The sequence below is a fragment of the Sinorhizobium fredii genome (assembly GCF_002944405.1).
GTDB classification, from domain to species: domain Bacteria; phylum Pseudomonadota; class Alphaproteobacteria; order Rhizobiales; family Rhizobiaceae; genus Sinorhizobium; species Sinorhizobium fredii_C.
This window is the reverse complement of the sequence record NZ_CP024307.1, coordinates 2,602,370-2,614,609: the sequence shown is the minus strand read 5'-3', so window position 1 is coordinate 2,614,609 and position 12,240 is coordinate 2,602,370. Positions and strand designations below refer to the sequence as shown.

Here is a 12,240-nt window from a genome sequence, read left to right as displayed (position 1 = left end):
GATGACCGAAGTCACTCAGCTCATGAGGCCTGAGGGCGAAGCGCTCGACACCAAGGAGGTGCTTCTCAATCTCGGCCCGCAGCATCCGAGCACTCACGGGGTGCTGCGGCTCGTGCTCGAGCTCGACGGCGAATATGTCGCCCGCGTCGATCCGCATATCGGCTATCTGCACCGCGGCACCGAGAAACTCGCCGAGAGCTTCACCTACACGCAGATCTTTCCGCTCACCGACCGGCTCGACTATGTCTGTCCGCCCTCGAACAACCTCGCCTTCGCGCTGGCAGTCGAGAAGCTGCTGGGCATCGAAGCGCCGATCCGCGCGCAATATATCCGCGTGCTGATGGCCGAGCTGGCGCGGATCTCCGGCCATCTGCTGATCACCGGCGCGCTGCCGATGGATCTCGGTGCCATGACCGCGCTGCTTTACGCCATGCGCGAGCGCGAAATGATCATGGACCTCCTGGAAATGGTCACCGGCGCGCGCATGCACACTTCCTTTTGCCGGGTGGGCGGCGTGCGCGAGGACCTGCCGGACGGCTTCCTCCCCAAGGTCCGGGAGTTCTGCGACATCTTCCCGCACCGGATCCGCGACTACGAACGGCTGATCGAGGACAATCGGGTGTTCCTGAAGCGGACCCAAGGCGTCGGTATAATTTCGCCCGAGGACGGCATCGACCTCGGCTTGAGCGGTCCCAACTTGCGCGCGTCCGGCGTCGACTGGGACATTCGCCGCGACGAGCCTTACGAGATCTACGACCGGCTCGATTTCAACGTCATTACCCGCGACGAGGGCGACTGCTATGCGCGCTGGCAGTGCCGGGTCGAGGAAATGCGGGAGAGCGTGCGGATCATCGAGCAATGTCTCGACCAGATGCCGGACGGGCCGTTCCAGGTCGACATGCCGACGATCGCCTTTCCCATGGACAAGGATCGCGTGCACTGTTCGATGGAGGCGCTGATCCAGCATTTCGACCTGTCGGCCTACGGCTTCAAGGTGCCGAAGGGCGAGGTCTATTCGGCGATCGAGGCGCCAAAGGGCGAGCTCGGCTTCTACATCGTCAGCGACGGGTCGGAAAAGCCGTTCCGCATGAAGGTGCGGGCACCGTCCTTCGTCAACCTCCAGGCGCTCTTCGGGGTCAGCAACGCCCGCTATCTGGCGGACATGATCGCCGTGCTCGGCAGCCTCGACCCCGTGATGGCGGAGGTGGACAAGTAGCAGGAGTTTGAACCCGATGAGCATGCGCGAAAAGATCGAGGAAGCGGCGGCGCGGTATCCCGACCAGCGCTCGGCAATCATGCCCGCACTGCTCATCGCGCAGCAGGAACATGGCCATCTGCCCGGTCCGATACTGGAGGAAATCGCCGACATACTCGGCGTCGAGCGGATCTGGGTCTACGAGTTGGCGACCTTTTACACGCTCTTCCATACGGAGCCCATCGGAGCCTTCCACCTGCAGCTCTGCGACAATGTCTCCTGCATGCTCTGCGGATCCGAGGCGCTTTTGAAGCATCTGGAAGCGGTGCTGGCGATCAAGACGGGCGAGACCTCTCCGGACCGCGTGTTCACGCTTTCGACCGTCGAGTGCCTCGGTGCCTGCGAGATGGCTCCGGTAATGCAGGTCGGCGACGACTATTACGGCGACCTCGATATCGGCCGGATCGATACGCTTCTCGCCAGGCTGCGGGCCGAGGCGGGGCAAGTGATAGGCGGCGCCGATACCGCCGCCGCGGCACCGCCGGGAGAATAGAGTCATGTTCGAACCGGTTCTCCTCAAGAATATCGATGCGCCGGATGGCCATCTGCTCGCTACCTACGAGGCCGGCGGCGGCTACCAGGCTCTAGCCAAGGTGCTGCGTGAGCACACGCCCGACGAGGTCATCGAGCTCGTCAAACAGTCCAATCTGCGCGGTCGCGGCGGCGCCGGATTCCCGACGGGGATGAAGTGGGGGTTCGTGCCGAAGCGGGCCGACAAGCCGAAATATCTCTGCTGCAATGCCGACGAGGGCGAGCCGGGAACCTTCAAGGACCGGATCATCATGGAACGCGACCCGCATCAACTCGTCGAGGGGCTGGCGGTCAGCGCCTATGCGATCGGGGCGGAAACCGCCTATGTCTACGTCCGCGGCGAATATGTGAAGGCCATTCGTCGCCTGGAACAGGCGATCGCCGAGGCGCGGGAAAAGGGCTATCTCGGAGAGGGAGTCCTCGGATCGGATTTCAATTTCACGATCCACATTCACTGCGGCGCCGGCGCCTATATCTGCGGCGAGGAAACCGCAATGCTCGAATCGCTCGAGGGCAGGCGGGCGCAACCGCGATTGAAGCCGCCCTTTCCGGCAGTTGCCGGGCTCTACGCCAGCCCTACGGTGATCAACAACGTCGAAACGCTCGCCTGCGTGCCGCATATCGTGATGCGGGGGCCTCACTGGTTCCGGAGTATCGGCCCGGACAAGAGCCCCGGTCCGAAGCTCTACTGTATCAGCGGTCATGTGAAGAAACCCGGGCTCTACGAGCTGCCGATGGGCATACCGCTGCGCGAACTGGTCGAGGACCATGCCGGCGGACCGCTGCCGGGGCGCCGGATCAAGGCGGTGATCCCGGGCGGGGTCTCGGCCCCGGTTATCCCTCGGGAAGGCCTGGATGTCGGCATGGACTTCGACTCGCTGGCGGCCGCCGGCTCGATGCTCGGCTCGGCCGGGGTGATCGTGGTGGACGACTCGACCTGCATGGTCAAGGTCGCCACCCGCATCATCGAATTCTTCCATCACGAATCCTGCGGCAAGTGCACGCCATGCCGCGAGGGATTGAATTGGGTCGTCAAGGTGCTGCGCCGGATCGAGGCGGGGGAGGGCGCCCCCGGCGATCTCGAGCAGTTGGACAAGCTCTGCAAGGGCATATTCGGCAACACCTTTTGTGCCTTGGGCGACGGCGCGGCGATGGGCCTGCGGGCGGCACTCGCGCATTTCCGCGATGAGTTCGTCGCCCATATCGAAGAGCGGCGGTGCCCGTTCCACTGAAGGCGGGCCGGGAGGGAATATGGTTAGGATCACGATCGATGGGCAAATGCTGGATGTGGAGCCCGGTTCCACAATACTGCAGGCCGCCCAGCGTCTGGGCACCGAAATCCCGACATTCTGCTATCTGAAGCGACTGCCGCCGCTCGCGTCATGCCGCATGTGTCTGGTGGAGATCGAGGGACTGCGGCGGCTGCAGCCCTCCTGCGCGACGGCGGTCACTGATGGCATGGTCGTGCGGACGAACACGCCGCTGATCGAGGAAACGCGGTCCTCAATGCTCGACATGCTGCTCGCCAACCATCCCCTCGACTGTCCGATCTGCGACAAGGGCGGCGAGTGTGAACTGCAGGACATGGTGATGGACTACGGGCCCCGCAGAAGCGAGTTCCGCGATCCCAAGCGCGTCTTTCACTCCCGGGACATTCGCCTCAGCCCGGTGATCATCATGAACGTCAACCGCTGCATCCAGTGCCAGCGCTGCGTGCGGATCTGCGAGGAAGTGGTTGGCGCGGTCGCCCTGGGCACCGTCGAAAAAGGCATGGATACTGCCGTCACCGGCTTTGAGGGCAGCCTCGCGAGTTGCGACCAGTGCGGCAATTGCGTCGAAGTCTGTCCGGTCGGCGCGCTGATGAGCTTCCCCTACCGCTACAAGGCGCGCCCGTGGGACCTGGTCGAGACCGATACGGTCTGCCCGCATTGCGGTACGGGCTGCCAGCTCACCGTTGGCGCGAGAAAGGGCGAGTTCATGCGGGTCCGCTCGAAGGAAGAGCACGGGGTGAACCGCGAAACGCTCTGCGTGCGGGGACGTTTCGGCCTTGACTTCGTCGAGAGCCGAGACCGGATCAGGCGACCGATGATCCGTCGTGATGGCGCCCTGGTGCCGGTTTCATGGAGTGAGGCCGGTGACTACCTGCGCCTACGCCTGTCGGCCGTCGAGAACAAGGCAGCGGGCGGGCTCGCCTCTGCGCGCCTGCCCAATGAGGTGCTCTACCAGTTCCAGAAGCTGATGCGGACGGTATTCCGGACCAACAACATCGACTGCTCGGCGCGCTGGCCCGCCCCCTTCGATGCGCTCGGCCCGCTGCTGGCAAGCTTCTACACGCGTGCCTCCCTGCACGAAGTGATCGGCAAGGACTGTGTGCTGGTGATCGGCGGCAACGTAACGGAGGAAAACCCGGTTACCGAATACCTGCTGCGCGATGCGGCGAGGCGGCGGCAGACCGGATTGCTCATGCTCTCGGCGCGGCCCTCCCGTCTCGACGCCGATGCCCGGGCGGTGCTTCGCGTGCCGCCGGGCGGAGAAGCGGCGAGCCTTGCGGCAGTGGTGGCAGGACTCCTGCCGAGCGAGGCCTTTGCGGACATCGGCGCCACGACGGTCGGTGAAGGGCCGGACCGTTTTGTTGCCGCTCTCAAGGAAGTCCGCAGCGTCAGCGTGCTTGTCAGCGTCGGCCTCCTCAGATCATCCGAAGCGCGCGCGACGCTACAGCAAGTCAACAACCTGCTGCAGGCTCTCCGCCTGCTCGGTAAGGACGTGGCGATGCAGTTTCTCTTCGACAGGGCCAATCAGCTGGGCGCCTGGGACATGGGGGTTCTGCCGGAAAGTCTGCCGGGACTTTCGGCCATCGACGACGATGTTGCGCGTGCAGCTCTCGGACGGGCCTGGGGCGCCGAGATCCCGTCTGCACCGAGCGCGAGTTTCGACGCCATGCTGGAACTCTGCGATATTGGGCGAATGGGTGCGCTCTATATCGTCGGAAGCGATCCCGTGATGACCTATCCCGATCGAAGGATCGCGCAGATGGCGCTTGGCGCCGCCGATTTTTTGATCGTGCAGGACGCGTTTCTCACGGATACGGCCGGCGTTGCCGATGTGGTGCTGCCCGCTGCAAGTTATGGAGAGGAAGCGGGCACTTTTACCAACAACGAGGGCCGGATCCAGAAGCTGCGCAAGTTCCGCGAACCCGCCTTCGAGGCCCGGGGCAATCTGGAGATATTCGACTTCGTCGCGCAGCTCCGTGATCATGCGGTGCAGCCATCGTCGCAAGGCGAGATTTTCGACGAGATTGCCCGGCTTGTCCCAGCCTATCACGGATTGACGCAGGACGGGCTTGGTTCCGATGGCGCGTTCACAAGTGCGATTCCGACGCCACCGTCAGGCGTGTTCTTCGCGGCGCCGCCGAGACCGAAGGTCGACGTCGGGCTGATGCTGATGACTGGCGATTGCCTGTTCCACAATGGATACCATTCCGAGCGCTCGGAGATCCTGAATACGGTCGCGGATGACCCCTATGTCGAGTTGAGCGAGCAGGATGCCGTGCGACTCGGCCTTTCGGATGGCGATCAGGTCGTCGTGCGATCCGCCCGGGGCGAATTGACCGCGAAGCTGAAGGTCAACAGGCGCTTTCCGCGCGGCCTCGTCTTTGTTCCCGAGAACTACCGGGCCCTGCGCCTCAACAGTCTGATGCAGCGGGGTGAGTATCCTTGTCCGGTGGAGGTTCAAAGGGCGCCTGCGCCATTCGAGATCGGTTCCCATGCCGAACCCGCGATGAGCGCTGGGGATCTCGGCCAAGGCATTGCCGGCTTGCCCTGACCCCGTTTCTCACCCGCAGTCGGTGATCTCTTTAGTGATAGTGGGTTCCGCTAATATAGTCGTACAGATCCTGCTCGGTGCGCTGCGCTTCGTCGAGCCTGTGCTTGACCACGTCGCCGATGCTGACCACGCCGACGACGTCGTCGCCCTCCATGACCAGCACGTGGCGGGTGCGCCGCTGCGTCATGATCGCCATTACAAAGGGCAGCAGATCCTCAGTCGAACAGATCGCCACGCTGCGGTTCATGATGTCGGCGACAGGCATCATGGTCGCCTCGCCGCCGTACTCGGCCATGGCATTGCAGCAATCTCGTTCCGAGAGCGTTCCAAGGAACTCCCCCGGCGACTGACTGACGACCACGAAGCCGATATTGTTATCGCGAAACAGCCGCAGGACTTCCACCATAGGTTGATCAGGGGTGACCGCGATCACTCCGACGCCTTTGTTTTTCACGATTTCGCCGACAAACATCTGAGCCTCCTTTCCAAGCACGTCGGTTTGGCAACGAGCGCGCTTTCACCGTCTCCGGATATTTCGCCACCAGTTGTAGCCCTGCGGCTCGTTCGTCTCGACCAGCACGTCTCTTTCCGTGTTCAGGCGCGCGGCGACCACGCCGCCGCCGGTCGCCGCCTTGCCGGGCTTGGCGAGCAGGTCGTCGCGTCCGATCACCAAATCGCGCGAGGAAAAACTCGAGAATTCATACTGTTGGCCGAGCGCGATTGCATCCGCCGGGCAGGCGTCCTCGCACAGGCCGCAGAACAGGCAGCGGGCAGTGTCGATCTCGAACTTGATCGGGCGCCGGTTGCCCTTCTCATCTTCGTAAGGAACGACCTCGATGCAGTAGCAGGGACAGATCCGCGCGCAGAGCTCGCAGGCCACGCACTTGATCTCGCCCTCTTCGTCACGCTTCAGGAAATGGTGGCCGCGATAACGCGAATAGGGCAGCCATTTCTCCTTATCCGGATACTGCATGGTCACGGTCTTGGAGAACATGTAGCCGAAGGTCAGCCCCAGACCCTTCGCCAGGTCGGCAAGGAACGTCCAGCCGATCCATGTTCCGATCATGTCCTGTGCGCGCGACATCGCCGCCCCGCTATGGAGCCGCCAGGGCCCCTCTAAGAGAAAGCAATCCCAGTAATAATTATGTTCGCCATCGACAAAGGAAGCAAGACTTTCCATCCGATCGCCATCAGCTGGTCGTAGCGGTAGCGGGGGAAAGTAAAGCGGAACCACATGAACAGATAGACGAAGAAAGCGACCTTGAGCGCGAACCAGAGGAGCGGCGGCAACGGGATCAGCACGCCGTTCCAGCCGCCGAAGAACAGGATCACCGTCAGGACCGACACCAAAAGCATGATGACGTATTCGCTGACCATGAAGAAGGCGAAACGGATGCCGCTATATTCGGTATGAAAGCCCGCCCCGAGATCGCCTTCCGCTTCCGCCAGGTCGAAGGGGATACGCTGAGCTTCAGCGAGCCCGGCGACGAAGAAGACGAAGAAGCCGATCGGCTGGTAAACGATGTTCCAGACATCGGCCTGGGCCCGCACGATTTCGAGCAGGCTCATGGATTGCGCGAGCATGACGACGCCGATCACCGCAAAGCCCATCGGGATTTCGTAGCTGATCATCTGCGCGCAGGTCCTGAGGCTGCCGAGGACCGCGTATTTGCTGTTCGCCGCCCAGCCGCCGATGATGACGCCATAGACCTCAAGGCCGATCACCGCGAAGACGAAGAGCAGCGCCACGTTCATGTTGGATACGTAGAGGGTGATTTCGTTGCCGAGCACCGAAACGCTCTCCCCGAAGGGGATCGCGACGAACACGACAAAGGGCGGGGCGAGCGCCAGGATCGGCGCCAGCTTGAACAGGAAGCGGTCGGCCTCGGTGGGGATGTGGTCTTCCTTGGTGAGGAGCTTGATGCCGTCCGCCACCGGCTGCAGCAGTCCGTGCCAGCCCACGCGCATCGGCCCCATTCGCTGCTGGATGTGCCCGGCAATCTTCCGCTCTACCCAGGTCAGTGGCAGGGGCAACAGCAAGAGGATCGCAATCAGCAGCGCGACCTTGAAGACGATCAAGCCAAGGGCAACGACAAGCTCCATGATCCGCAGCTACTTATCCAACAGTTGAAACACGCGACCGGACTTTCCCCTTGACTATACACTAGCCTCGCGTCGTCTGTCTCTGAGCTGGTGGGTGTACTGGCTCTTCGATGGGAGTAATGCGGAGGTCGACCCAACGACATGACGCCGGGGCCGAGGCGGCTGCCCACCCGGAGGAGGCCCGGGACTGGATGGGCGACTTCGACTTGGACCTCCGTACTTGTCCGGTAAATGCATGGAAATGCGGATTCGTTCCGCCTTCCTCCAAGCGGAAATGAACCATTGCCGCCGTCATGAGTTTTCCTGACAGGACTGTCACAAGCCAGGAGGAAAACGGCATGGATTGGAATCGAGTCGAAGGTAACTGGAAACAGGTGAAGGGCAAGATCAAGGAGCAGTGGGGCAAATTGACCGACGATGATCTTGACCAGATCAACGGCAACATGGATCAGCTGGAGGGCAAGATTCAGGAGCGGTACGGCATCGAAAAGGACCGTGTGCATCGGGATCTCGATGATTGGTACAATCGACAAACCTGGAACTGACCCCCAAAACTAGCCCCGCTTCGTGCGGGGTTTTCTTTGCGTCGGAGGAGGCACGTTCCGGTGCTGCACTGCGGTGAGGGCGTGCAGTGCATCCAAAACGCAAACGAGAACCTTGTGCATCACACGAAGCCCCGAGTTGCATCGCTTCCGCTTTTCAAGCATCCTTGAAAATAAGCAGCTCAGCCAGCTCGCGCGGAGGCGAAAAGTGCCCGATCAGGCCAATGCAGTTGACGCTTTCGTCGGCCAACGTATCCGAATGCGCCGCGAGGGATTGAGAATGGACGAGAAGAATTTCGGCGCGGCGCTCGGTGTGTCGGTAGCGCAAGTCCGAAGCTACGAACAGGGGACAGGCCGCGTGTGCGCGACCCAGTTGCTGACGATGGCGGACGTTCTGCAGGTGCATTTTTCTTTTTTCTTCGAGGATGCGCTGGGGGCGACGGATGGCGGGGTGCCGAAGACGGTTGGAGGGAAGGACGTGAGCACATCGATGGTTTTCCGATCGCGGATCGTCAGGCGGTGGCGTATTATCCGGCCCGGTCTCTGGGGCGGCAGGACCTTGGTTCTATCGGTCGGTTGAGGTGGTCTTGACGGGGGCTGGCTATCACCTCAGGACCTTCGGCGAATTGCGGCTGAGCGATGCGGCCGGCGGCGCTGTCGCGTGTCCCGAGCGCGGCCTGTTGATCCTCGCCTATCTCTCGGCGTCCGGGCAAAAAGTCGCGACCCGCGACAAGCTCGCGACCATGGTCTGGCCGGACAGGGAAAAAAGCGTCGCGTTCAAGAACCTGCGCTCGACCTTGTGGCGCATGCAACACCTGGTGACGCCCGCCGGTGCGGTTCTGTCTGCCACGGAGACGGAGGTGGCGTTGGGGCCGATCTCCTGCGATGTCTCCGGCTTCGAGGAGTTAGACGGCTCCGAAGAGAGCTTCCGCAACGGCCTTTCGCTCTGGCGCGATACGTTCCTGTCTTCGGCGGATCTGCCGCCCGGACGCTACGCGGACTGGGCGATGGAAAAGCGACGCAGCTTCACGGAGGTACTGCGGAGCGCACTCATCGATGTGGAACGACGGTCCGCGGACCGGCCGACGTTGCGCGCCGCCTGTGCGCATCTGCTGGAGCTCGACCCCTCGGATGGAGCCGTTCGCGAGATCCTCCAGCGCGTAAGCCACGGTCAGTTTCTAAGTATCAGAACTCCGAGCGCAGCAACTTTGCAGCAAGCCGAATTCTCTGAATGGGGGACGCAAGCGGGTGGGTCGGAAACCGTGCGCTTGCCGCGTGTCGCGCTGCTTCCGCCGGCCGCCTTCGGTAGCGATCCGATGCTTCATGCGGTCAGCGTGGCGGTGATCGAGGACATAACGATCGGGCTCTGTTCGCTGAGGTCGATGACGGTCGTCGCACCCTATACCGCCGAGCGCATCCGAGAAGCGGCGGACAAGGCGGCGTTTCTCGAGCGGCACGGCGTCACCTACGCGCTCGATTGCCGCATGTCGGACCAGGGGCTCTTCACGCAGCTCATTTTCCTGCCCACCGACCAGATCGTCTGGGCCGATCGCTTTCCAATCTCGCCCGCGGGCCTCGTCAAGCAGCGGCAGGATATCGCTTACCATGTTGCCCGGGCGGTGACAGAGCAGGTGGAGACGAGACAGGCAGACCACTTCGATTTCGTGACGCATCCGGAGGCTTACTATGCCTATCTCGGGGGATTGCGACATCTTTCCGGACTCGGCCTCCCAGATGTTCGCAGGGCGCGCCGCGATTTCCGCGAGGCATTGAAGTATAGGCAGGACTTTGCACCGGCGCTGAGCGGCATTGCCCGAACCTACGTCAATGAATGGCTTCTAACCGCCCGCGGCGACAATGAGCTCCTTTCGACAGCGGAGCGCCATGTGAAGGACGCCATTGCGAGCAACGATCATCTCCCTGCGGCTCACCGCGAAGCAGGGGTCGTAAAACTCTACCAAGGCGATCTGGACGAAAGCCTTGATTCCCTCGACCGGGCAGAGCAGTTGAGCCCGCACTATGCCGACGTTCTTTACAGCCACGCGGATACGCTGGTCCACGTCGCGCGTCCGGCCGAAGCTCTTGACAAGCTCGGTAAGGCGCTGGCGCTCAATCCACTAGCACCGGATGCCTATCTGTGGAGTGCCGCGGGTGCCAGCTATTTCCTAGGACAGTACGAGGACTGCATTGGTTTCGTTCAAAGGATGAAGGACAAGACGCCGGCTGACAGAATCGTCGCTGCAAGTTGGGCGATGCTTGGCGACCGAAAGAAGGCGCGGCAGCACAGGATGCGGGCTTTGAAGGCAAACCCGTCTTTCGACTTGGACAAATGGTTGGCCGTCGTTCCGATGAAGGAGCAATGGCAGAAAGATCTTTATCGAGAAGGGCTGAAGAAGGCGGGTTTTTAACAGGGGCTTAAGGGGGAAATATGGCCAAAGTCGTTGTGATCGGGATTCCGGGGGAGTCGGGCCTTTGGGTGGCAGATCTTGGAAACCGAACAGTCACGCCGCTTAACTCGGTGACGGGCGATCTAGCGGTCGTGAACGGGTTCCGAAAGCCGGGCGCCGTCATCGCCAAGAATGTCGATCTCGCGGTCGCCGTATCGTCAGTCGATGATGTCTTTGCCGGCCACTTTGACGGCGACCGAACCTGATATCGACGGTTTGGCGAACCCTGGGGATGGCTATTCCGACAGGGTATGCACGCCGGACGAAACTTTTCATCGCGTTCGACCCTGTCTCGCCGCCTTCGGCGTGACGAGGGTCGCCCGGCACACGGGGCTCGACAAGATCGGGATCCCGGTCTGGTGCGCCTATACGCCGAACTCGCAGTCGATCGTAGTCGCGCAGGGCAAGGGGCGGACGGATGCGGAGGCGCGTGTATCCGCGGTCATGGAGGCGCTTGAGCGGGCAGTCGCCGGCGAGCCGGACGTCGAGGTGGTCGTGGAGACGCCCGACAATCTGCGTGCCTCCGGCCGGGCGTACGATAGCCTCGGCGCGCTGATCGCGGCGGGGTGGGACGATATCCGGCAGGACGAGGCGATCGAATGGGCCGGCGGCACCGATCTGATCTCCGGCCGCGAGGTCCTCGTCCCGCTCGAAGCGGTGCGCCTCGATCGCACGAGGCCTTCGCGTTTCTGGATGTCGTCGGATGGGCTGGCATCGGGCAACACCATGCCGGAGGCAATCCTGCATGGCTTGCTCGAGCGGGTCGAGCGTGACGCGCATGTCTTGTGGCGCGTCTCCGGCGAGGAGGCCCGCCACCGGGCATGCGTGGCCCCGGAGGATCTTGACGACCCGGCCCTCGACGCGCTCATCGGCCGCATCGAGGCGGCGGAGCTCGAGTTGCGGCTTTTCGACATCACCAGCGACACCGGCATTCCGTGCTTGCTGGCGCTGCTCGGCCCGCGCGGCACGGCGACTGCCGGAAATCTCCGCTTCGTCGAGGTCACGAGCGGTTGCGGCGCGCATCCGTCCGCCGTCCGGGCTGCGATCCGCGCGGTGACGGAGGCAGCGCAGTCGCGGCTCACCTATATCGGCGGCGCTCGCGACGACGTTTACCCCGAGACCTTCAGCCGGCCCTTGCCGGAGTCGACGCGGCGCGCCTTTCTCGCAACGCCGCGGCCGATGACGACACCGGTCGCCCACACGGTCACGCCTGTCGAGGAATTGCTAAGCTACACGATCTCCTGTGTGAAGAAGGCGGGTGTGCGGTCTGTCATCGCGGTCACGCTCTCTCGTGACGATCTGCCCTTCGCTGTCGTCAAAGTGCTCGTGCCGGACCTTGAGAGTCCCGACGGCGAGCGGGCGCGCCGCTTCGGGTCGCGTGCGCTGTCGAGGGCGATTTCGTCGTGAGGCGGTGCGGCCGCGCCCGGAGCTTCCTGTGCCAAATGGAACTGCAAGAGGCAGGCGAGCGCGCGTAAATTACCCCGGCGCGGATTGGCGAAACTGGCGCGTAACACCACTGAAGGGTGTGCAACGCTCGTGC

General features: G+C 62.8%; 12 protein-coding genes. 9 read left to right on the top strand and 3 right to left on the bottom strand.

Features of this window, described 5'->3' with window-relative positions; all coding sequences use genetic code 11:
- Nucleotide 1: 1 nt before the first annotated feature.
- The 4 genes from nuoD to nuoG are packed head-to-tail and all read left to right on the top strand — an operon-like array spanning nt 2 to nt 5,608.
- Nucleotides 2–1,216, top strand: coding sequence for an NADH dehydrogenase (quinone) subunit D (nuoD, locus tag NXT3_RS12845; protein WP_104839461.1), 1,215 nt, complete (start codon nt 2–4; stop codon nt 1,214–1,216).
- A 16-nt stretch (nt 1,217–1,232) separates the two neighbouring features.
- Nucleotides 1,233–1,748 (top strand): NADH-quinone oxidoreductase subunit NuoE, encoded by a 516-nt coding sequence (nuoE, locus tag NXT3_RS12840; protein ID WP_104839460.1) that lies wholly within the window; start codon nt 1,233–1,235, stop codon nt 1,746–1,748.
- A gap of 4 nt (nt 1,749–1,752) precedes the next feature.
- The gene (gene nuoF / locus NXT3_RS12835; RefSeq protein ID WP_104839459.1) at nt 1,753–3,018 is read left to right on the top strand and encodes an NADH-quinone oxidoreductase subunit NuoF; all 1,266 of its coding nucleotides are present in this window, start codon (nt 1,753–1,755) and stop codon (nt 3,016–3,018) included.
- A gap of 19 nt (nt 3,019–3,037) precedes the next feature.
- The gene (gene nuoG, locus NXT3_RS12830) at nt 3,038–5,608 is read left to right on the top strand and encodes an NADH-quinone oxidoreductase subunit NuoG (protein ID WP_104839458.1); all 2,571 of its coding nucleotides are present in this window, start codon (nt 3,038–3,040) and stop codon (nt 5,606–5,608) included.
- Nucleotides 5,609–5,639: 31 nt separating this feature from the next.
- On the opposite strand, the gene NXT3_RS12825 is transcribed toward nuoG, so the two are convergent.
- The 3 genes from NXT3_RS12825 to nuoH are packed head-to-tail and all read right to left on the bottom strand — an operon-like array spanning nt 5,640 to nt 7,711.
- Entirely contained in the window at nt 5,640–6,080 is a 441-nt protein-coding gene (locus tag NXT3_RS12825) for a CBS domain-containing protein (RefSeq protein WP_037415170.1), read from the bottom strand.
- A gap of 45 nt (nt 6,081–6,125) precedes the next feature.
- The gene (locus NXT3_RS12820; RefSeq protein ID WP_104839457.1) at nt 6,126–6,692 is read right to left on the bottom strand and encodes an NADH-quinone oxidoreductase subunit I; all 567 of its coding nucleotides are present in this window, start codon (nt 6,690–6,692) and stop codon (nt 6,126–6,128) included.
- Between the two features lie 32 nt (nt 6,693–6,724).
- Nucleotides 6,725–7,711, bottom strand: a complete 987-nt coding sequence (gene nuoH, locus NXT3_RS12815) for an NADH-quinone oxidoreductase subunit NuoH (RefSeq protein WP_037415175.1) — start codon at nt 7,709–7,711, stop codon at nt 6,725–6,727.
- 338 nt (nt 7,712–8,049) lie between these two features.
- Between nuoH and NXT3_RS12810 the strand changes: the two genes are divergently transcribed.
- From NXT3_RS12810 to NXT3_RS12790, 5 genes are all read left to right on the top strand, one after another.
- Nucleotides 8,050–8,256 (top strand): CsbD family protein, encoded by a 207-nt coding sequence (locus NXT3_RS12810; RefSeq protein WP_037387172.1) that lies wholly within the window; start codon nt 8,050–8,052, stop codon nt 8,254–8,256.
- Between the two features lie 136 nt (nt 8,257–8,392).
- Nucleotides 8,393–8,833 carry a helix-turn-helix domain-containing protein gene (locus NXT3_RS12805; protein WP_234819727.1) on the top strand — a complete coding sequence of 147 codons (441 nt, stop codon included), beginning with the start codon at nt 8,393–8,395 and terminating at the stop codon, nt 8,831–8,833.
- A 7-nt stretch (nt 8,834–8,840) separates the two neighbouring features.
- Nucleotides 8,841–10,661, top strand: coding sequence for an AfsR/SARP family transcriptional regulator (locus NXT3_RS12800; RefSeq protein ID WP_176536492.1), 1,821 nt, complete (start codon nt 8,841–8,843; stop codon nt 10,659–10,661).
- Nucleotides 10,662–10,681: 20 nt separating this feature from the next.
- A complete protein-coding gene (locus NXT3_RS12795) occupies nt 10,682–10,906 on the top strand; it encodes a hypothetical protein (RefSeq protein ID WP_037415181.1) in 225 nt (74 codons plus the stop codon).
- Entirely contained in the window at nt 10,869–12,107 is a 1,239-nt protein-coding gene (locus NXT3_RS12790) for a YcaO-like family protein (RefSeq protein WP_104839997.1), read from the top strand. Before NXT3_RS12795 ends, NXT3_RS12790 begins: the two co-directional genes overlap by 38 nt.
- Nucleotides 12,108–12,240: the final 133 nt, after the last annotated feature.

Excerpts from the sequence above, each read along its gene's own strand:
- NXT3_RS12795 (WP_037415181.1), top strand. The coding sequence starts at position 10,682 with ATGGCCAAAGTCGTTGTGATCGGGATTCCGGGGGAGTCGGGCCTTTGG.
- NXT3_RS12790 (WP_104839997.1), top strand. The coding sequence starts at position 10,869 with ATGTCTTTGCCGGCCACTTTGACGGCGACCGAACCTGATATCGACGGT.
- NXT3_RS12810 (WP_037387172.1), top strand. The coding sequence starts at position 8,050 with ATGGATTGGAATCGAGTCGAAGGTAACTGGAAACAGGTGAAGGGCAAG.
- nuoE (WP_104839460.1), top strand. The coding sequence starts at position 1,233 with ATGAGCATGCGCGAAAAGATCGAGGAAGCGGCGGCGCGGTATCCCGAC.
- nuoD (WP_104839461.1), top strand. The coding sequence starts at position 2 with ATGACCGAAGTCACTCAGCTCATGAGGCCTGAGGGCGAAGCGCTCGAC.
- nuoH (WP_037415175.1), bottom strand. The coding sequence starts at position 7,711 with ATGGAGCTTGTCGTTGCCCTTGGCTTGATCGTCTTCAAGGTCGCGCTG.
- NXT3_RS12825 (WP_037415170.1), bottom strand. The coding sequence starts at position 6,080 with ATGTTTGTCGGCGAAATCGTGAAAAACAAAGGCGTCGGAGTGATCGCG.
- nuoG (WP_104839458.1), top strand. The coding sequence starts at position 3,038 with ATGGTTAGGATCACGATCGATGGGCAAATGCTGGATGTGGAGCCCGGT.
- nuoF (WP_104839459.1), top strand. The coding sequence starts at position 1,753 with ATGTTCGAACCGGTTCTCCTCAAGAATATCGATGCGCCGGATGGCCAT.
- NXT3_RS12820 (WP_104839457.1), bottom strand. The coding sequence starts at position 6,692 with ATGTCGCGCGCACAGGACATGATCGGAACATGGATCGGCTGGACGTTC.